The 20,353-nt window shown below is 41.3% G+C and carries 15 protein-coding genes; 7 read left to right on the top strand and 8 right to left on the bottom strand.

The window, feature by feature from the left end; translation table 11 throughout:
* Positions 1-73 precede the first annotated feature (73 nt).
* The 3 genes from KS419_RS24065 to KS419_RS24055 all read left to right on the top strand — a co-directional run bounded on the left by KS419_RS24065 (position 74) and on the right by KS419_RS24055 (position 5,103).
* Positions 74-1,459, top strand: coding sequence for a C40 family peptidase (locus KS419_RS24065; protein ID WP_217069650.1), 1,386 nt, complete (start codon positions 74-76; stop codon positions 1,457-1,459).
* A gap of 330 nt (positions 1,460-1,789) precedes the next feature.
* Positions 1,790-2,803 carry a 2-oxoacid:acceptor oxidoreductase family protein gene (locus KS419_RS24060; RefSeq protein ID WP_217069649.1) on the top strand — a complete coding sequence of 338 codons (1,014 nt, stop codon included), beginning with the start codon at positions 1,790-1,792 and terminating at the stop codon, positions 2,801-2,803.
* Positions 2,803-5,103 (top strand): thiamine pyrophosphate-dependent enzyme, encoded by a 2,301-nt coding sequence (locus KS419_RS24055; protein WP_217069648.1) that lies wholly within the window; start codon positions 2,803-2,805, stop codon positions 5,101-5,103. Before KS419_RS24060 ends, KS419_RS24055 begins: the two co-directional genes overlap by 1 nt.
* A gap of 159 nt (positions 5,104-5,262) precedes the next feature.
* Here the strand turns inward: KS419_RS24055 and KS419_RS24050 are convergent, their stop codons facing one another.
* Positions 5,263-6,024 (bottom strand): DUF3891 family protein, encoded by a 762-nt coding sequence (locus KS419_RS24050; RefSeq protein ID WP_217069647.1) that lies wholly within the window; start codon positions 6,022-6,024, stop codon positions 5,263-5,265.
* A 170-nt stretch (positions 6,025-6,194) separates the two neighbouring features.
* Positions 6,195-6,326: a protein YhfH gene (gene yhfH, locus KS419_RS24045; protein WP_217069646.1), complete on the bottom strand. Its 132-nt coding sequence runs from the start codon at positions 6,324-6,326 to the stop codon at positions 6,195-6,197.
* 399 nt (positions 6,327-6,725) lie between these two features.
* Here yhfH and KS419_RS24040 point away from each other — a divergent pair, with 399 nt between their 5' ends.
* Both KS419_RS24040 and KS419_RS24035 read left to right on the top strand, forming a co-directional pair.
* Positions 6,726-6,902, top strand: coding sequence for a hypothetical protein (locus KS419_RS24040; RefSeq protein WP_217069645.1), 177 nt, complete (start codon positions 6,726-6,728; stop codon positions 6,900-6,902).
* 222 nt (positions 6,903-7,124) lie between these two features.
* On the top strand, positions 7,125-8,681 hold the full coding sequence (locus KS419_RS24035) for an alpha-amylase family glycosyl hydrolase (RefSeq protein WP_217069644.1): 1,557 nt from the start codon (positions 7,125-7,127) through the stop codon (positions 8,679-8,681).
* 189 nt (positions 8,682-8,870) lie between these two features.
* Here the strand turns inward: KS419_RS24035 and KS419_RS24030 are convergent, their stop codons facing one another.
* The 3 genes from KS419_RS24030 to KS419_RS24020 all read right to left on the bottom strand — a co-directional run bounded on the left by KS419_RS24030 (position 8,871) and on the right by KS419_RS24020 (position 14,184).
* Positions 8,871-10,976 carry a heavy metal translocating P-type ATPase gene (locus KS419_RS24030; RefSeq protein ID WP_217069643.1) on the bottom strand — a complete coding sequence of 702 codons (2,106 nt, stop codon included), beginning with the start codon at positions 10,974-10,976 and terminating at the stop codon, positions 8,871-8,873.
* Positions 10,969-11,337, bottom strand: a complete 369-nt coding sequence (locus KS419_RS24025) for an ArsR/SmtB family transcription factor (RefSeq protein WP_217069642.1) — start codon at positions 11,335-11,337, stop codon at positions 10,969-10,971. Before KS419_RS24025 ends, KS419_RS24030 begins: the two co-directional genes overlap by 8 nt.
* A 2,058-nt stretch (positions 11,338-13,395) precedes the next feature.
* Positions 13,396-14,184 (bottom strand): peptidylprolyl isomerase, encoded by a 789-nt coding sequence (locus KS419_RS24020; protein WP_343215120.1) that lies wholly within the window; start codon positions 14,182-14,184, stop codon positions 13,396-13,398.
* A gap of 116 nt (positions 14,185-14,300) precedes the next feature.
* Here KS419_RS24020 and ric point away from each other — a divergent pair, with 116 nt between their 5' ends.
* Together ric and KS419_RS24010 are read left to right on the top strand one after the other, a co-directional pair.
* Positions 14,301-15,020 (top strand): iron-sulfur cluster repair di-iron protein, encoded by a 720-nt coding sequence (ric, locus tag KS419_RS24015; protein ID WP_217069641.1) that lies wholly within the window; start codon positions 14,301-14,303, stop codon positions 15,018-15,020.
* 194 nt (positions 15,021-15,214) lie between these two features.
* Positions 15,215-15,592: a YhjD family protein gene (locus KS419_RS24010; RefSeq protein ID WP_217069640.1), complete on the top strand. Its 378-nt coding sequence runs from the start codon at positions 15,215-15,217 to the stop codon at positions 15,590-15,592.
* A gap of 27 nt (positions 15,593-15,619) precedes the next feature.
* Here the strand turns inward: KS419_RS24010 and KS419_RS24005 are convergent, their stop codons facing one another.
* The 3 genes from KS419_RS24005 to KS419_RS23995 all read right to left on the bottom strand — a co-directional run bounded on the left by KS419_RS24005 (position 15,620) and on the right by KS419_RS23995 (position 20,169).
* Positions 15,620-16,471: an amidohydrolase family protein gene (locus tag KS419_RS24005; protein ID WP_217069639.1), complete on the bottom strand. Its 852-nt coding sequence runs from the start codon at positions 16,469-16,471 to the stop codon at positions 15,620-15,622.
* An 18-nt stretch (positions 16,472-16,489) separates the two neighbouring features.
* The gene (locus KS419_RS24000) at positions 16,490-19,576 is read right to left on the bottom strand and encodes a GNAT family N-acetyltransferase (RefSeq protein ID WP_217069638.1); all 3,087 of its coding nucleotides are present in this window, start codon (positions 19,574-19,576) and stop codon (positions 16,490-16,492) included.
* 74 nt (positions 19,577-19,650) lie between these two features.
* Positions 19,651-20,169, bottom strand: a complete 519-nt coding sequence (locus tag KS419_RS23995) for a YwpF-like family protein (RefSeq protein ID WP_343215122.1) — start codon at positions 20,167-20,169, stop codon at positions 19,651-19,653.
* Positions 20,170-20,353 lie beyond the last annotated feature (184 nt).

The raw sequence follows: 20,353 nt of genomic DNA, 5'->3' as shown, positions 1-20,353 counted from the left end.
TAATGACTGTACATAATATAGTTTCAGCAGACGTTTTTTTAAACTAAGGAGGAACGACTGGGAGGTAGAATGAATGTCAATTAGAAATTGGAAAGACCACAAAGGAAAAGTCATTGTCAGTTCTGTAGCAGCTGTGGCACTAGCACCAGTACTCTCAGGACAGTCTCAGCAACAAAGTCTGAATCCACCGGATCATTTCCCATTGTCGAATTCCGTTCAGCCGCAAATTAGTCCCTATGCTCAGACTATACCAATGTTTCATTCCACTCAGCAAGTATCTGGATTCCAATCCAAACCGAATGAAACGTTACGAACGGTGTCATCATTAAGTGAACGGAAATCTGGAACCATTGTTAAGGATTCAATTAAAGAGTCCCCCCCACTACGATTAGTTCGATCAGAAATAGAAAACGTACTAGAAATTGATATCGACTCCATTCAAAGTGTATGGCCTGAGGGAACGGAATTATACCTTAACGATGAAGGGCCAAAAGTGGAGACGATTCAATCATACTTAAAAGAATTAGGATATTATGTACATGACACCGATGGAATGTTTGGACCTAAAACAAAGGAAGCTGTAAAACATTATCAAAAAGATCATGGTTTAACCATTAATGGAATTGTAGGGGAAGAAACAATTGCCCACCTCGTTGGAACAAAACACATCGTAGACACAGATCAGGAAGATTCCGAAGAGTATTCCGATATTTATCACCCCAATTATATGGAAACTGTATATATTGCACAACAGCATTTCAATGAAAAGAAAAAAGAGGAGAAAAGAAATTATTTTCAACGTGGGGATAAACATAAGGATATTGAGACATTGCAGGAACTCTTAAAGAAAGCAGGGTATTATAGGGGAGCAATTGACGGTGTATTCGGTAATGGTACCCATCAGGCGGTGCGCTTATTACAACAAGAACAAAACCTTTCTGTAGATGGTTTAGCTGGAGAACAAGTGTTTAATTTCCTCAAATCAAATGATTTAGCTGAGATTGCAGCAGTACGGGAAGCTGCTGCACAAAGGGCAGCAAGTCAATCCAATACTTCTACTCAAACTACCAGCTCCAGTAACAATCAAGCTAGCGTCTCCGATTCCAGTACAGAGGGAATTATTTCAATGGCAAAAGGGTTGATTGGATCTCCATATGTTTGGGGAGGAACCTCACCTTCTGGCTTTGACTGCAGCGGATTTCTTGTCTATTTGTATAATCAGGCTGGAATAAGTCTCCCACGGTCTGTCGCTGATATTTGGAATGTAACATCCTCTGTTTCGGAACCAAAAAGAGGAGACTTTGTTTTCTTTGAAACATATAAAAAAGGCCCTTCCCATGCCGGGATATATCTCGGTGATGGCCAATTTATCCATACTGGAACATCTTCTGGTGTCTCCATCAATTCCATAAGTGATTCGTATTGGAGCAACCGTTATCTTGGTGCAAGAACATATTAGAATACTAATGAGATCAAGGGTGTCCTAAGTGACACCCTCTTTATTATTTTTAGGCACGCAAAGCTTCTCGCCTCCCTCCCCTTCTTTCAGATATTTGAACTCCCCTGTAAATTGCTAATCTGTTTCTACAAAAACACTCATACTGTACTATATCAAAATTCTGTCATAATACCTTAATATATCAAGTTTTTTTCATCAGAAATAAGAGTGTATTAGTCTATTGTTTAATAACATTATGGCTAAATGTGATTTTTATCACTACATAAATTTACTGAATTCATTATAATGCCCTTAGGGATTTTGGTACTTTTCTTATGAGGGGGATGTTACATGTCAATTTTGCCTAAGAAAAATGAGCTGGGCTTCTTCGAAATTCGTCTAGAATCTATCGGCGGACTAGGAGCAAACTTAGCTGGGAAAATGTTAGCCGAAGCAGGAGTACTGGGACTAGGTTTAAACGGTTCTAACTTCTCATCTTATGGTTCTGAGAAAAAAGGATCACCAGTGAAGTCATTCGTCCGGTTTTGTGATGCGGAAACAGAAATACGGGATCATTCACCAATTGAACAGCCACATGTCATTGGTGTTTTCCATGAAGCACTCTATAAAATGGTTAACGTTGTAAGCGGTTTAGATGGAGATGGAATCGTTCTCGTAAATACAAAAAGGGAATTTGATGCTGTTAAAGAAGACTTAAACTTAGAATACGGCACACTAGCTACCGTCGATGCTTTAACCATCGCCTATCAGGAAAAAACAAAGGTAAACACAGCTATGCTTGGTGCTCTCTACCGCGTATTGGACTTTTTAGACCCAGAAAAAATGAAAAACGTCATTCGAAGAACATTCGAAAAAAAATATCCACATTTAGTAGAGCCTAATATTCGTACATTTGAGCGGGGATTTGAAGAGGTTACATTTAAAAAATATGATGCACCGAAAAATGCCAAGAGTAAAGAATTTACAAGAGTTCAGCCAATACTGGGATTTGAAACGCAACCGATTGGTGGAATCATTACCGCACAGGCTAATAGTATTTTCAAAGATTTATCTGGTTCACGCCAAGGATTCCTCCCTTCTTACCATGCAAATGAATGTATACACTGTGCCGCCTGTGATACGGTATGCCCGGACCTATGTTTTGTTTGGAAAGAAGGAGAAGATAAACGGGGACGGAAGCAAATGTTTTTACAGGGGATTGATTATCAGTTCTGTAAAGGCTGTTTAAAATGCGTAGATGCTTGTCCAACAGATGCCCTGAAAGACATGGAAGAAACAATGGGTTACGCAGAAGAAAATCGTGTGAAGCACAACTTCCCACTTGTAACAGGAGGGGTCAGATAATGGCTATGACTGAAGAAAGTATGAAGCAAAACAGGAAAACTAGTGCAGAACAACTGACAACCTTTGAATCAGGTAATGAAATGGCTGCCATGGCAGCCGCTCAAATCAATTATCATGTAATGGGTTATTTTCCAATCACACCATCTACTGAGGTGGCACAATATTTAGATTTAATGAAATCAAAGGGGTTACATGATATAGAACTTATTGCAGCGGACGGAGAACATGGTTCTGCAGGAATCTGCTTTGGCGCTGCCACTACAGGGGCAAGGGTGTTTAATGCTACTAGTGCCAATGGTTTACTGTATATGATTGAACAATTACCAGTACAATCCGGTCTCCGTTTTCCCATGGTCATGAACTTAGTGACCCGTGCTGTAAGTGGACCATTAGATATTCGTGGAGATCACTCTGACCTATACTACGCTTTAAATACAGGCTGGGTTATTTTATCTGCCCGCACACCACAAGCCGTTTACGATATGAACATTATGGCTCTCAAATTGTCTGAACATGAAGATGTCCGATTACCTGTGATTGTTGCTTATGATGGGTTCTATACATCACATCAAAAACGGAAAGTAGATTACTTCAAGGACCGTAAAGATGTACAGGGATTCGTTGGAGAAGCGCCAAAAGGATTCCCCACCTCTATTGACAAGAAGAATCCCGTTACAATTGGAGCACATATGAATGGTGATGACTTGTTAAACAACAGTTATCAACAATCAGAAGCCCTTTATCGTGCCTATGATGTGTATAATGATATTCGTGCAGAATATGAAGAACTATCCGGCCGAAACTACGATATATTGGACCTTTACCAAATGGAGGATGCTGAAGTTGCCCTCTTCCTGTTAAACTCTGCTGCGGAATCTGCAAAGGATGTGGTCGACCGCCTCCGTGCCAAAGGGATTAAAGCTGGAGTTTTCAGCCCTAATATTATTCGGCCATTTCCGTCTGAGGATATCCGCGTGGCGTTAAAGAATGTCCAAGCATTACTCATTGGAGAACGTGCTGATTCTTACGGTGGAAATGGTGCAAACTTAACCCATGAAGTGAAATCTGCTCTTCAAGAGGATAAAGAGAATCAGACGATTGTTTTAAGTCGTGTATTTGGACTTGGAGGGAAAGACTTTTATGCAGATGACGCAGAAAACTTTTTCAAAATGGCAATCAATGCATTAGAACTTGGATATGCGGAAAAACCATTTGATTACTATGGACACGTTGCAGGGGATCCGGAAAAACAGTTGCAACAAGTGATAGAACCTCAGACTGGTGACACGTATAAAACAGGCTTAATCAAAGTGACAGAAGACGAAGAATCGGGCAAATTAAAAGTCCGTATTCCCCCACTCCGTCAGTTGACTCAAAAGCCAAAACGGTTTGCTTCTGGGCACGGAGCTTGTCCAGGTTGTGGGATTTTCCCTGGATTAGAACTCTTCTTCAAAGGAATAGAAGGAGATGCTGTCATCCTACTACATACAGGCTGTGGGTACGTTGTAACGACTGCATATCCTTACAGCTCACATAAACAACCATTTATTCACAACTTATTCCAAAATGGCCCTGCTACGTTATCCGGAACATTGGAAGCGTTCTTTGAAATGAAAGACCGCGGTGAAGTAGACATTAATGATGACTTTACTTTTGTCATGATTACCGGTGACGGTGGCATGGATATTGGAATGGGCTCTGCTGTTGGGACTGCTTTAAGAAACCATAAAATGATTATTCTGGAGTATGACAATGAGGGGTACATGAATACTGGATCGCAGATGTCTTACTCCACACCAATTGGTCACATGACAAGTACCACAACGGTAGGAAAGAATAAGCCAGGGAAAGCGTTCCACCATAAAGATACAGCTCAAATTATGGCAGCTACTAATATTCCTTATGTTTTTACAGGAACGGAAGCATTCCCTCAAGATTTAATCAAAAAGGCTGCAAAAGCCCAGTGGTATGCGCAAAATGAAGGCCTTGTTTACGGGAAAATCCTTATTACGTGTCCGCTAAACTGGAAGTCTGAGGATCGCGACGGGGAAGTGATCATGAAAGCGGCGGTAGATTCCTGCTTCTTCCCACTTTATGAAGTGGAGCGTGGAGAAACAACGATCACGTATAACCCGGAGACAAAAAATAAACGAATTGATCTACCAGAATGGTTGAAATATATGGGGAAAACAAAACATATGCTTAAACCAGAAAATGAGTACATTTTAAAGGATTTTGAAACGGAAGTAGAACGACGCTGGAAAACGTTGAAAGTTAAACACGAAACACCATATATTTAAATCATTTATACTATAAATAAAGATGCTGTCTCAGAGAAAATGTTTATCCTTTTGATGACAGCATCTTAATTATATTCGTTCAGCCCCATTGATTTTAGTTTCGGTTTCGGGCGTTCGTTTTTCATTAAACAAGACGTATGCTCAGTTCCTCCCCCCTTCCTACGGGCGAAACGTTATGGAATGATAGTGCTCCTCCTTCGCTTTATAGGTGTTACGGAACGATTTTCTCTTCAGTTCTGCTTTTGCAATAAATCTGTAAGGAATCGTCACTGTAATCGAACGGGTAAGGAAAGGATAAGGGTCCAGTGTCACTTCTTTTTCATTCAACCAGCTGGCAGAGAACCGTTTCCCTTTCATGGGCAGTAACTGTTGTGGAAAGCCCCCCCTAAACCAATCCAATTCCTCCCTTTTCGACGCTCCCCATTTATTCATGCAAATATAAAGGGATAAATTATCACACAATTGTAATAGATCAAAATGGAACGTAAGGACAGTATTTTGATCAGGTTTTAATTCTTGAATCAATTTTTCCTGTCTCTTTTTCTCATGATCCCTGTAAATCACTCCTTCAGGAACGACATTCCCTTTAAAAAAGCTGGCATAGTGCATGCTAATAAGAAGTGCAGCATATTTGTTCTCCTTGCAAATCTTGTCAACACCGGTCCGATATGCGGTTATCTTATCCTGTAACGGATATTCCACAAAGGAAGCTGGTTTTCCCTTATCCTCTAGAAGAATTGGATGATCATCTAATTCCTGCCAACAGGTGTCATGTTGTTCAATGGCGTAATGAACGACTGACCGTTGATCAGCTCCCATAAAAATATCGTCTCTCCAATTTTTCACAAAAACACCAGAAATAAACGCATGATCATCTTGTTTAATTAATATGTATCCATCGTCTGTTTCCTTAACAATCATTTCCTTTCCCCCATCTCATTCCTGACTATCCCTTTTAATTCTATATAATATGCGGGATTCCTTTTGGATTATATGAAGACAGATACACTTTTACAACGGAGCTAGATTTTTTGACAATATAAAAAACCCATTCACACATACACCTTGTGAACGGGTTTCATTACTACTATTCAATGGATTTCTCCTTCGCAATCATCACATTCGTGTGAATAACAATCGGCCATTTCTTCGATAGTGTCACCACATTTTGCACACTCTTTCGGTGGTAAGTTTCTGAAAAACTCTGTGCTTGACATGATCATCGTGAATCCCCCCATTCCTCAAAGTACATTTTAATTGTAATATAACAATAGTATTAAAACAATAAGTTATAGTAAGACAATTTGAACATTATGTGAAGTTTTACACAATATTTCTTTACTGAAATAGTACTATTTCTAACATATATATGTTATTTACCTTGTTAGTGTTCTAAACAGAAGTAAATTTTATTTACTTTATTATATAACAGTTATGCGAAAATATCCCTTTCTTTTTTTGGTTTATTTTGTAAATATTTGTTGAAAAGCGATTTTTTTTTTGCGTGATCTATAAATTATAGGATGTTTATTAATTACTTTTTATATTCCATTTGCGAGATAATAAAAAGCACTCTATAATAATAGAGTAGCAACTGAAAGTTTGTTAGGGGGATTTCCATAATGTTCAAACATGCATTTACAGCACTTGTAACACTCATGTTCTTTTTCACATCCTTCTCTGCCGTATTTGCTGCAGGCGAAGAAAATGGAGCAAATGGGTCATTAATGAACGGTCCTTTTATTATCTTGGCAGTGGCAACGCTCATTCTGATGATTTATTATGCCATAAGGGACTAACTGGATAGTACATAAAAGAGCAGAGGAAACCTCTGCTCTTTTTTCGTATTACGAGCTTTTATATTTTTGAAAATGCTCTCTAGCCAGCAAGTAACTGCACTATCTGTGCAATCGGTTTCTTAATATAAAGGTTTAGAAACAATTAATTATTGAATCTAATTAGTATTTCAAATAGAATATAATTGAGCAAACGTTTTCATTATTGTTCGAAGGGGGAAGAAAATGAATTGGATAACACGATTTTTATGTTTAGCTATCATTATTTTAGTTGTAGGTTGTAACAACGACGAAGATACGATCACCTATACACCAAACGATTTTCCATCGGCAGAGATGGAATTACTTAATCATTTCCCTGAAACTGTGTATTATGAGATCTTTGTCCGTGCTTTTTATGACAGCACAGGAGATGGGATCGGGGACATACAAGGGATGACAAGCCAGTTGGACTATCTGGAGGAATTAGGCGTAGAAGCTATCTGGCTTATGCCAATTAATCCTTCTCCAAGTTATCATGGGTATGATGTGACAGATTATAAGGACATTAATCCTGAATATGGTACGCTCGATGACTTTAAACTGTTTCTTGAAGAAGCTCATAATAGGGACATTAAGGTAATCATGGACTTGGTCGTGAATCACACGAGTTATGATCATGAATGGTTTCAAGATGCGCTTATGGACGAAACTAGCCCATACCGAGACTGGTATATTTGGGCAGAGGAAGATACCAATAGAAATGCGCGGGGGGACTGGGGTCAAAATCTTTGGCATGGTGTTGAACCAAATCAGTATATGAGTGTCTTTTGGGAACGTATGCCGGATTTAAACTTCGATCATCCTCCTGTGAGGTCAAAAATGATTGAAATCGGTGAATTTTGGTTAGATGACGTTGGTGTGGACGGTTTCCGCTTAGATGCGGCCAAACATATTTTTCCCGGAGAACAGGAAAAAAACTTAGAATGGTGGGCAGAATTTCGCTCAGCCATGGAAGATGTAAAAGAAGACGTCCTCTTAGTGGGTGAGGTTTGGGATATTCCTCAAGTAACAGCACCTTATTTAGAAGATGGCTTACACTCCATCTTTGACTTTGATCTTGCTGAAAACCTTTTGGATGCTGCCCGAAGAGAACGGGGAAATCGCCTCATATCCCTCATACAAAGGGATCTAGAACGTTATAATAGATATTCTGACGAGTATATTATCTCCACCTTTTTAACAAACCATGATATTAACAGAGTCATGAGTGAATTACAGGGGAACGAAAATAGAGCAAAAATGGCTGCCTCCCTTCTACTATCCTTACCAGGAAGTCCTTTTGTTTATTATGGTGAGGAAATAGGAATGGAGGGTCAAAAACCGGATGAACATATACGGGAACCAATGCTTTGGTATGAAGATCCCAGTGAAGGAGGACAAACATCGTGGATTCAAGCAAGGCATAACCTTGGGGAAAATCCACCATCCGTTGAAAAACTGAAAGTGGATGACACTTCCCTTTGGAGACATTATCAAACTTGGATCCATTTACGCCGTTCTCAGCCGGCATTATTATATGGAGATCTCCAAGAAGCTGAAACGGGGGAACAAGGAATCGTTGCCTTTATTCGAGAGACGGAAGATCAACAGTTACTGGTCATTCACAACCTGACAGGGGAAGATAAGACACTGGAGTTAAAAGATGAGGTAAATTACTTGTTTTTTCAAGAAAACGATGACCAGTCTTGGGATGGCGAAGTATTACACATCAGCGCCTATTCAACCGTTATTTTTGAGTAACATTGGAGTTGGGATTTGATTTTCAGAATAATAAGGTAGATGAGAGTTGGGTTAGTTACCGAATGGATGATCAAACCTCCCTCCGGTAACTATTTTCCTTCCGTTCTGTAATTCCTAAATTCAATTCCCTACCCTAGCATAATGTCAGCTAATCTTTTACGATAACGAAGAGGTTTACTCCCCTCATCTTTATCCCTTTACTTTTAATAGTCTCAAGCTATTAAGAGTAACAAGCAAGGTTGCCCCCATATCTGCAAAAATAGCCAACCAAAGTGTTAACCATCCCGGAACCACTAAGAGGAGGGCGACTGCCTTTATCATGAGCGAAAAAGTAATATTTTGTTTAATAATTGCTAAAGCTCTTCGGCTCAATGACATCGTATATGGTAATTTCGTTAAGTCATCAGACATTAAAACAATATCAGCTGTCTCCAGTGCTGTATCTGTTCCCGCTCCTCCCATTGCGATACCAACTGTAGATGCAGCGAGGGCTGGGGCATCATTTACACCATCCCCCACCATGGCAACACTTTGATGCTTTTCATTTAATTCATTTATTAATCTTAATTTATCTTGTGGGAGTAAATCAGCTTCAATATGGGAAACTCCTATCTGTTTTCCAATCGCTTTTGCTGTCCGCTGATTATCACCTGTCAACATGATTGTTCTTTTTATCCCTGCCTCGTGTAGTTTATGAATGACATTTTTGGACGTCTCCCTCACCTCATCAGCAACTGCAATAATAGCTAAGATCTCTTTCTTTGTACCCAAAATCATTACTGTTTTTCCACGGTGTTGAAACTCTGAAATAGTTGCTTGCAACTCCGAATGGAATCGTTGATCAAATAATAAAAGATTTCCAACAAAGTAAGTTTGACCATTAACACTAGCTTGTACGCCCTTGCCTGTGATTGATTGAAAGTCTTCTACTGAAACATCATTTATATTTATCCCTTTTTCTTCTGCTTTTTTCATAATCGCTTTCGCAAGGGGATGCTGGGATCCATTTTCAATTGCCGCAATAATCGTCAGGATTTCCCGCTCATTGTTATGGAATAATATCATATCGGTTACGGATGGAATTCCTTTCGTTAACGTACCTGTCTTATCGAAGGCGATTACTTTCAGTGCCCCCATTTCTTCCAGATAAATGCCGCCTTTAATTAACACTCCATTTTTTGCTGCATTTCCAATGGCTGTAACAATGGAAACTGGAGTGGATATAATCAGCGCGCAAGGACAGCCCACTACTAATACTGTAAGCCCTCGATAAATCCAATCCTCCCAGTTTCCCCCAAAAAATAAAGGTGGGACGGTAATCAGTAAAAAGGCTATGAAGATAATCGCTGGAGTATAATACTTTGCAAACCGGTCCACAAATTGTTGGGAAGGGGCCCGTTCTCCTTGAGCTTCTTCCACTAAATGAATGATTTTCGCTAAGGTCGTGTCTTCCACCCGTTTGGTTACTTTCACTTCCAGTAACCCTGCTTCGTTTATTGTTCCAGCAAACACTTCCTCCTCCACTGTCTTTGTCACTGGAACAGACTCTCCTGTAATGGCAGCTTGGTTGATAGTTGATATTCCCTTGACGACAATTCCATCCATGGCTATTTTTTGGCCCGGCTTGATGATCATCACATCCCCAATTTCCATGTGATCAACAGAAATCATCTGCTCTTTTCCGCTACGGCGGACCAATGCCTCTTTAGGGGCAATAGTCATCAGTGATTCAATCGATTGTCTTGCCTTATCCATAGAATAACGTTCCAATGCCTCACTTACGGCAAACAAGATGACGACAACCGCCCCTTCTCCCCACTCTCCAATGGCTGCTGCACCTAAAATAGCCACCGTCATCAAAGTTGCCATATCGAAGTTAAGGTGAATGATATTTTTAAATCCCTTTATAAATAGTGAATATCCTCCAATCAGTATGGCGGTAGCAAAGCCCACCACGGGGATGATGCTCTCTTCTCCCAATAGCATCTTCCATACGAAACTGACTAGTAATAATACAGTTGCCAAGTATACTTTATAATTCTCTTTTTTCCTCCAAAAAGAAACTGGTTGTATTCGTTGTTCCTTGTCATCCCGAATTTTTAAATTTTCAAAAGCCCCTGCTTTTTCTAGGCCTTCGATCGTTGTAAAACCTTTTACCGTAATCTTTGATGCCCCAAAATTTACTTTTGCCTCTTCGACACCTGGTAAACTTTTCACATTTTTTTCAAATTTTGCTGCACAGTTAGCACAAGTAAAACCTTGAACCCGGTAGGTTTTTTCTTCTAGTTTAGACATTGGTTTTCCCCTCTTTAATATGTTCCAATGCAATTAACAGGAACTGTTTCACATGGTCATCATCTAATGAATAAAAGGCCAATTTCCCTTCTTTCCGGTATTTCACCACCCCTTGCTTATAAAGTGTGCGTAGATGGTGGGAAGTGGTCGCAACGGATGCGTCAATAATATGGGCAATATCACAAACACACAATTCCCCGTCATGACATAAGGCATATGTAATTTTAGCGCGACTCTCTTCGGCTATCACTTTAAATAATCTTGCAACACCTGAAATGTCTTCATTAATTAGATCTCCTTTTATACGATTCACCTTTTCTTCGTCATAACAATAAATTTCACAAGTATCTTCCTTAGACATAATCTTCACCCCTTTTTCATTCAAATGTACATTTGAATGTATTATACACCATACCCCCCTTTTCAATCAAATGGATATTTGAATGTTTTGTGGTGATTTTATAATTATTTTCCACTTACAAGAGAAGATCATGTGTCCTGGGATGTAGGTGTTGGAGCTGGAGAACGTGCCCGAAGATACCAAAAACTAAAAATTCTTAAAAAAGGCTCTTTTTGCATAGATGGTTGTTTTTAAAGTAAAATTTTTGCTTGGATACACTACAGGCGGCCTCTTTCACCACAGGAACAAGTGCATCCGCTCATTCTTCGCTGTGTCTTCTATGCCGCGGGCACGGCCTCAAAGAGGCTTTCTTCGTCGAATCCACTGCGATTTGTTTCGACGGATATACTACAAAGCTTTACTAGTAGAGGAAGAAACAGCCTCCTTCAGGTACAACTTGAGACATCTTCTGACCGAACTCCTTCTCGTGCTCCCCGTTCGGGAACAACTTGAGCCAACTTGTTACCCAACGCCGTCTCGAACTTCTCGTTCGGGCACAACTTGAGCCAACTTCTGACCGAAATCCTTCTCGACCCGCTCGTTCGGGAACAAGTTGCTCCAGATTCTGACCGAAATCCTTCTCGGCCTCCCTGATCGGGAACAACTTGAGACATCTTCTGACCGAAATCCTTCTCGTGCTCCTCGTTCGGTAACAACTTGAGCCAACTTCTGACCGAAATCCTTCTCGACCTTCTCGTTCGGGAACAACTAGAGGCAACTTCTGACCGAAATCCTTCTCGGCCACCTCGTTCGGGAACAACTTGAGACATCTTCTGACCGAATTCCTTCTCGTGCTCCTCGTTCGGGAACAACTTGAGCCAACTTCCGACCGAACTCCTTCTCGACCCGCTCGTTCGGGAACAAGTTGCTCCAGCTTCTGACCGAACCCCTTCTCCAGCCGCTCGTTAGAGTACAACTTGCCCCATCTTCTGACCGAACTCCTTCTCAGCCTCCCTGTTCGGGAACAACTTGAGACATCTTCTGACCGAACTCCTTCTCGTGCTCCTCGTTCGGGAACAACTTGGGGCATCTTCTGACCGAATCCCTTCTAGTCCTCCTCGTTCGGGAACAACTTGGGGCATCTTCCGACCGAAATCCTTCTCGGTCTTCTCGTTCGGGCACAAGTTGAGACAACTTCTGACCGAAATCCGTCTCGACCTTCTAGTTCGGGAACAACTTGAGACAACTTCTGACCGAAATCCTTCTCGGTCTTCTCGTTCGGGTACAACTTGCCCCATCTTCTGACCGAACTCCTTCTCGACCCGCTCGTTCGGGAACAAGTTGCTCCAGATTCTGACCGAAATCCTTCTCGGCCACCTCGTTCGGGAACACTTGAGACAACTTCTGACCGAAACCCTTCTCGGCCTACCTGTTCGGGAACAACTTGAGGCATCTTCCGACCGAAACCCTTCTCAGCCTACCTGTTCGGGAACAACTTGAGACAACTTCTTCTTCTGACCGAAACCCTTCTCGGCCACCTCGTTCGGGAACAACTTGAGACATCTTCTGACCGAATTCCTTCTCGTGCTCCTCGTTCGGGAACAAGTTGCTCCAGATTCTGACCGAAATCCTTCTCAGCCTCCCTGTTCGGGCACAAGTTGAGCCAACTTCTGACCGAAAACCTTCTCGTCCTCCTCGTTCGGGAACAACTTGAGCCAACTTCCGACCGAACTCCTTCTCGACCCGCTCGTTCGGGAACAAGTTGCTCCAGCTTCTGACCGAACCCCTTCTCCAGCCGCTCGTTAGAGTACAACTTGCCCCAGCTTCTGACCGAACTCCTTCTCAGCCTCCCCGACGAAAACCGTGTCTGCGTGGTCTTCACCTCGCTTTCCTGTCTCTTTCTCTAAAAGCATTGCTCTGTAGCTTATCCAAAGGGATTTGCTCGTCGCTAGAGTCGCCGTCTTTCACTTCTACAAGCTTTTCTCAAAAAGCAACAAAGTTTACGAAAAGAGCCTTTGAAAAAGACCGTTTTAGCCCTCACCAGAGGGGCCAAAACGGTCTTTTCTTCGTATTCTCCAATTACTGAACGATTTCCACAGATTCAATTACTACATCCTCAACAGGGCGGTCATTAGCCCCTTTTTCAACACCTGCAATAGCATTTACCACTTCAAAGCCACCAATCACATGTCCAAAAACAGTATGACCAAAATCCAAGTGTGGCGTTCCACCAACTTCTAAATATCGTTCCTTCGTTTGCTCCGGAAAGGCAAATCCTCGCTGTGCTTCAATTCGAGCAAGATATTCCTCATTCACTTGTGTTTCATCAGCATGAACAATAAAAAACTGGCTGCTATTTGTATTTGGACCCCGGTTGGCCATAGACAACGCTCCATGGAAATGGGCTAAAGAGGTGGTAAATTCATCTTCAAAGGTGTCTCCAAAGATACTTTCCCCCCCAGAACCTGTTCCTGTTGGATCTCCACCTTGAATCATGAAATTCTCAATTACCCGATGAAAAATGATGCCGTCATAGAATCCCTGTTCGCTTAATGCGATAAAGTTTTCCACTGCTTTTGGGGCAAATTCTGGAAAAAGCTTTAAATGAATTTCTCCCATGTTCGTGTGCATGATCACCTCGATTTCATCTTCTGAGACAGCTTGAAATTGAGGGTATTCCGAAGGATTCGCTTCCAGATCAGATGGGATGGCATCGTCAGCCTCATCCTCTTCTTCCACTGAATCCTGCTCTGTTACTTCCCCTTCACCAGCAGAAGCACTGTCAGTTTCCGACTCTTCTTCAGATGCTTGTCCACATGCAGATATAACCAAAAATAACATTACTATTAAAAAAACTATTTTTTTCACTTCAAAAGCACTCCTTCTTTTTTCATTTTCATTTTCACTACAATCGTGATTCAAATCACCGACAAGTGACGATTCCTATCTTATCATAGTATTAACTTAACAAAGGGGGAAGCACAATGACCAGTTCTACATTTACACTAACACGAGATTCTGTTGTACGTGATATTGTAATACGTGTACCACGATCAGATGAATTGTTTAAACAGTATAAAATTGATTTTTGTTGTGGAGGTAACCGTCCATTACATGATGCCATTAAGGAAAAAGGATTAGAGGAAGGAAGTATTTTACAGACCCTTCACTCCTTACAGGAACAGGCTGTGGAAAGAAAAGAATCAGACCGTCTTGATTGGACAAAGGAACCTTTCACTTCATTGATGGATCATATTTTACGCCGCCACCACGGTTACTTAGTGGAGGAATTACCCGATCTCAGCTTTTATGTAACGAAGATTTTCCGTGTTCACGGCATGAGTCATCCAGAACTTGGAGAACTTCACCAGTTATTCCATCAGTTAAAAATGGAATTGGAGCAGCATATGATTAAGGAAGAACAAGTGATCTTCCCTGCTATCCGTCATTATGAGAACACCAAAACATCCACTGACAAAACAGTAGCTTTAAGCCGAATTCATGAACTGGAATCAGAACACGAAGAAGCGGGATTTTTATTAAAACAAATTCGCCACATTACTAATGATTTTACCTTACCTCCAGGGGCTTGCACAACTTATCGCATGACATTTAAAAGGTTAGAGGAATTAGAGTCGGATATGTTCCAACACGTCCATTTAGAAAATAACATTCTTTTCCCACGTTTAGAAACGGAAGAGTAGTTCACAAAAAGTTCAGGGACCTTAGTCCCCGAACTTTTTTGTGAACATCCAGAGAACATCCCCATGATTTATCTTGACTATTTTTCGTGAATTAGTAAAATGATAATAAGGGAACATTAGTTCGTGTTTTCAGTTTCACTTTCCCTCCAATTTATAACTATCAGGCCAAACTAGAAGAAAAGGGGTGAAAACTAATGGCCAAACTCACTGTGGAAGAAGAAAACATAACTGAATCATACATCTTATTTGAGTTGGCCCGAAAAGTGCTGGAGAAGGATCTTGCCAAAATGAATCACGCACCCATGAAGCTGAAAGATCCGTATATTCACTTATTAGAAAGGACTCTCCATCAATTAAGTAAAAATCTCCGCACAACAAAGACAAAAATGAAAGAACTTGGTTTAAAAGTTCAGTTAAATGATCACGATGAGACCTTTTCAGAGTATACCATTTTTTTTCGTGGCTATGTCGTTACCGCCAAGTACTTGAATGCCCATTTAAAAAATCAGGTGAGCCAGCAAATCGAAGGTCTTTTTAACGGGGACCGGTCACAGGAACACCCCTTCCATTGAGACGGAGGGGTGTTGCCGTTTAACCTATCAAAGACGCTTCTGAATTTTAGGGAAAACACGTGTGGCAGTCTTATAAAACACATCTTCCCATGCGGATGATGGGATGTGCTCCTTAATGAAATCAATATAAGGTTCCATGGGGACCAACGGCCAATCCGTCCCAAATAAAAACTTATCATAATGATCACAAAAAGCGATAGCATGTTTAAAATGGTTAAAGAAGTGGGGAGTGTTTCTGATTCGATTCACCTCACTCTTATCACCTACAATTAAACCTGACAAATCTGCAAACATATTCCCATTCTTATAAACCACTTCTGCCCCGTCCAGCATCCACGGATCACCGAAATGGGCCATTACGAAGGTGACATCCCGATTCATGACCGCAACTTCATCTAACGTCAACGGATGCGCAAATTTTAAGAGCCCCCTTTCCGAGTAGGTATCTCCGCTATGAAACACAACAGGGACACCATGGGCTTTTGCCAATTCATACACCGGACCATAGACGGTATCATAGGCATAGAAGGGGTAATAGCCAAGGTAGATTTTGATTCCCACTACTTCCTCTTTTAATAGCTCCTTTTCCAATTGAAGGAGTTCCTGTTTTCCCAATCGGTATGGATTAACACCTGCACAATATACCACATTGGGAACTTGCTCTGTTAACATATCAAGTCCCATAGGAGTTGCAGGGGCACGGTCGGGAAAGCCCTCTCCCGCTTCCATCAACCCCATCCCGATGCTAAGGACGACATCGTTTTCCTTCATTTCTTTCTGTAATCCAGATACGGAGTAGTCCAAGTGGGAGCGAGTCTTCGCAGTATTATAAAATGATTCGATATGAGACAAATGGATGTGGGCGTCGATAATTTTCACGATGCCGTTTCCCCCTTTCTATCGTTTAAATCGAATGGCTCGGAGTGCCTCGTAGTCTTCCAAGTTATAGGCAATCTCCGATAAAACAAGGAAATGTGGTGCACTTATTTCAAAACTTCCCGATTCAGTATAAAGGGATGTTTCGCATCCCGCAAGGATGATTTGCTTGTTCATATATACTTCCATATCTTTACAGTCACGTGGAAGGAAATGGAGTTGATTTAAAACCCCCTTTTTCCGGAAGATGACATCTTTTAATCCACTAATCCCCGCTTCATGATGATGATGGGAAAACTCCTTCGATTGTTCCCCTTCCACTGTCACAGTGACAGTGCCAACTTCCTCTGTGGGATCAATGTTGATTTGAAAAGACTGTGCCGTACCGAAAAAATGATGGCCTATCTGTTGATCAATGCCACTGAATAGGGCTAAGACAGGCAGACCTGGTCTCGTAACAGCAAACTGATGGTAAATAGCTCCCTTATATTTAGGATGATCCTTAAGAACTGTCGTGATCTGTATCCCTTCCCACTTCTGGTCCCATTGGTCCACAACCGATACAAATTGAGCAGTGGAAGGGTAATGGAACATTTTCCATTGGGACATCTCTTCTAATCCAAAGGAGATTCCCCCAATCCAAGGGTTCCACCATGATTTAGGCATTGGTTCTGGAAAGGAGGAATGGAGCCATTCTGTATCTCCATCTTCCATGGAATAGATTCCAGGATAAAAACCAGGGGCTGCTTTTATCGTAAACACGCCATTATTCACCTCATAGGAAGAATGACCCCTTACCTCATTTACATCAAAACTGATTGGAGTTTCTCCAGCTAGAAAAAGAACTGTCCTTTCTTCTACCTGTTCGGAAGAAAGGGTTCCCTTCACCTTCACCGGTAGGATAGAGTTCTGCGATTGGACAGGGATATCCACTTTCCAAACCCCTTCCCGTTCCGAATCCATCATGGCCGTGACAAAAGAGGCTTCCGTTTCTTTCCCCAAGAAAAGAGCAAGATTAACTTCTGCATTCCGCTTCAAATAGGAACGAAAAACGATCGTTGCTTCTGAACCGGTAATGGGGGACCCCTCTATGGATAAGTGGACTGGATTTTTCACCACCAGACTTTCCGTGGGGTGAGCCTGCAAAGCAAACTCCCGTACCTCCTCCTTAGACGAGAAGACGTCAAGACCAAACCATACTGTTTTAGAAGATACACTTCCGCCAGGGCCTATATGTTCCCAGCTCTCTTCCAGATAATGTACATTCCAATGACGGAAGTGAATTGGAATCCCTTGTTCCCAGATGAGTGCCGCTTTTGAACCCTCTTGCTCTGCAAAGAACCAATTTTCCGTTAGTTGCTTATCGTCCCAAACAGCTACGTCTTTATTGTAAGATCCTTGGTTAAAAAGGAGCTTGTTATTATATGGTAAGAAAGCATTTTTCAAGAAATAGGTAAGATAAAAATTCAAGTGGAGATCTGTCATCTGTTCCCCGCGGTTGACAATCTCGTAATTCTGACTCATTAATCCTTCCTTCGATAATTCCACTATCCGATAAAGAGCAACCTGTGGAAAATCACGGGAAGTATACGCCAATTTCATCCCAAGACGGTCATTGTCATCAAAGAATTCAACAGCATCTGCCTGCTTAATCGAAAACTCTTCTGAAAATGGTTTCCCGAGCTTCGGATACAGGAACCAATACTTACTTTTATTTTCCCTGCCCCGTTCGTATAGTAATCCATTGTTTTCCTTCTTTAAAGCAACATGAGTCATTCCGCTGAATAAGTGATAATATTCTTGACACTCTCCAAAAAGACTTTTTCCAAATGTATTCAGGGGGAAACTCATTCGTTGTTTATACTCAATAGAATCCCCGTTCTCCAATGTGATAAACATCTCCACATACTTGTCAAAAAAGATGTGTCGCTGCAGATGATAATCAACCGAAATCGTCTGTTTCTCTTTAGCTCGTAGTGGGATCACCCACTCCCTTTCCGAAAACTCAACCTCTTTTACAGAAGGTAAGCTGAACGTTAATTGCACATGAGACAGACAGTTGTTTTCCAGTTCAATAAACGCCGTTTCCTTTTTCCCAATAAAGCTGTATTGATTCCGTAGCTTAACTTCACATTTTACTGGTGCTTTTGGAAAAACACCTGTTTTCAGTGTCACTTCTTTCCCGTTAATAAACGCCTTTATCATAACGGAAGGATGCGTTTTTTTCGTACTTTGATTCGATTCTGTAGGAAGAACAACAAACTCCCCTGTAACAAGTTCCTCATTCTCCACTACGAAAGTTTTATCCATTGTCACTTCGATATTGTGATGTTTCTGACCTTCCACTTGAATCTCAAGTGGCGTCTCTCCTCGATTTTCAATATGTAGACGAACAGGATAAGATTTTCCAAATACATTGGCATGGTGGTCGATTTCCATTGCCACTTTGAACTGTTCCGTCTCAAACGCACAGATCCCGCGGCTCGTTTTCTCCACACTTACATATAAAAACCGGCTATTTTTTTCCCACTTATAATCATAAAAATCAAACTCCCCATTTGCCTGACCGTCAGGTGCAATTTCAATTTCACGGACACTGTCTTCATACCAGTCAGCCGTTTGAAAAAAATCGTGAAACAAAGAGGTGTTTAAAACCTCTGGGATAAAATTCATTAAGTGGACAGAATCATCCCGGTTTTCCCAAAAGAAGCCGCACTTTTTATAGAGTGGCACAGCCTTTGTATTTCCTGGCCACGTATTTAAATCCAATCTCGGCCATCCCCGTTTGATCGTTTCTTCTAATGCTTTTAACACAAGTTTCTTTCCGACTTTTTTCCCGTGGTAGTCCGTACGCACATTCAATAGGGGAATATATAGCGCCCCTTCATCTTCCCGATACTCCGAAAGACCACAGTACCCAACCACTTCCTCCCCATCCATAGCAATATAGGTATGGAGATTCGTGGAGTTTGCCTCCTCACTAAGCACTTGATCTTCCGTCCGTACGTCAGAGTGTCCTCCCCAACCTTCACGGCTTTTATTCCACATCTCTGCTACCGCTCCCGCTAACTCCGGTTTATACTCTGTAATTGTAATTTGTCGATTCATTTTTCTCTTTCTCCTCTCCAATGGGAAAAAACACATAAAAGAACGCCCCCAGAATATGGCAGACGTTCGCAAATCTAAGATGACTCTGAATCATAATACCCTTTTTGTTTTACTTGGTTATAGACGTTTGATAAAATGCCTTGAATAGCTTGCCCCCTATCCTTTTTTCTCCGTTTAAATTCTTCAAAGAGGTTATCCCCTTTATATCCCTCTTTAATAAGATTTTTTAGAAGCATATCTGAAAGGTCATCATTTTTCACAACTAGAATACCATCTAAATGGATACTTACGTTATCGTGTAAATCGTTAATCGCCTTGACATTGCAAACAAGAGTTGCAGGGTCATTTGTTTTCTTCGTAATGGTCACTTCAGCCATAAAATGCTGATCATTCCTTTGAAACTCTTCAAAAAATGGTTTCCATTCTGGAGTAATAACAGCATCTAAAAGCCAATCTTTTTGAGCCTCTTCCTTATTAATAATCAGTCCGTCCACAAGGGGGATTTCTTTCCCTCTATCCGTAGCACCGTGCTTTTGATCTTCATCAAACAACACAGCAAGGCTACATAATTTAAACGTTTTCAATAGCAACACCTCCACTCTGCCTTGTCATCCTCATCTCTATTAAAATTTCGGCATATTACGGAAAAATCCTTTTTTTGAAAGGTAAGAAAATATAAGTTTTTCTCCACTGCCCTACGCTCGTGACCATAGGCGCTTGCGCTTTTCTTATTGTCTAGCTCCAGCGCCTACTCGCTGCGGGGCACTTCGGAAGTGA

Origin of the sequence: Evansella tamaricis, assembly GCF_019042215.1 — a bacterium.
GTDB classification, from domain to species: Bacteria; Bacillota; Bacilli; order Bacillales; family Salisediminibacteriaceae; genus Evansella; species Evansella tamaricis.
This window is presented reverse-complemented; position numbering and strand designations above follow the sequence as displayed.

What these genes read in the sequence shown, in the direction of transcription:
- KS419_RS24065 (WP_217069650.1), top strand. Translation starts at nt 74, where the DNA reads ATGTCAATTAGAAATTGGAAAGACCACAAAGGAAAAGTCATTGTCAGT.
- KS419_RS24060 (WP_217069649.1), top strand. Translation starts at nt 1,790, where the DNA reads ATGTCAATTTTGCCTAAGAAAAATGAGCTGGGCTTCTTCGAAATTCGT.
- KS419_RS24055 (WP_217069648.1), top strand. Translation starts at nt 2,803, where the DNA reads ATGGCTATGACTGAAGAAAGTATGAAGCAAAACAGGAAAACTAGTGCA.
- KS419_RS24050 (WP_217069647.1), bottom strand. Translation starts at nt 6,024, where the DNA reads ATGATTGTTAAGGAAACAGACGATGGATACATATTAATTAAACAAGAT.
- yhfH (WP_217069646.1), bottom strand. Translation starts at nt 6,326, where the DNA reads ATGATCATGTCAAGCACAGAGTTTTTCAGAAACTTACCACCGAAAGAG.
- KS419_RS24040 (WP_217069645.1), top strand. Translation starts at nt 6,726, where the DNA reads ATGTTCAAACATGCATTTACAGCACTTGTAACACTCATGTTCTTTTTC.
- KS419_RS24035 (WP_217069644.1), top strand. Translation starts at nt 7,125, where the DNA reads ATGAATTGGATAACACGATTTTTATGTTTAGCTATCATTATTTTAGTT.
- KS419_RS24030 (WP_217069643.1), bottom strand. Translation starts at nt 10,976, where the DNA reads ATGTCTAAACTAGAAGAAAAAACCTACCGGGTTCAAGGTTTTACTTGT.
- KS419_RS24025 (WP_217069642.1), bottom strand. Translation starts at nt 11,337, where the DNA reads ATGTCTAAGGAAGATACTTGTGAAATTTATTGTTATGACGAAGAAAAG.
- ric (WP_217069641.1), top strand. Translation starts at nt 14,301, where the DNA reads ATGACCAGTTCTACATTTACACTAACACGAGATTCTGTTGTACGTGAT.
- KS419_RS24010 (WP_217069640.1), top strand. Translation starts at nt 15,215, where the DNA reads ATGGCCAAACTCACTGTGGAAGAAGAAAACATAACTGAATCATACATC.
- KS419_RS24000 (WP_217069638.1), bottom strand. Translation starts at nt 19,576, where the DNA reads ATGAATCGACAAATTACAATTACAGAGTATAAACCGGAGTTAGCGGGA.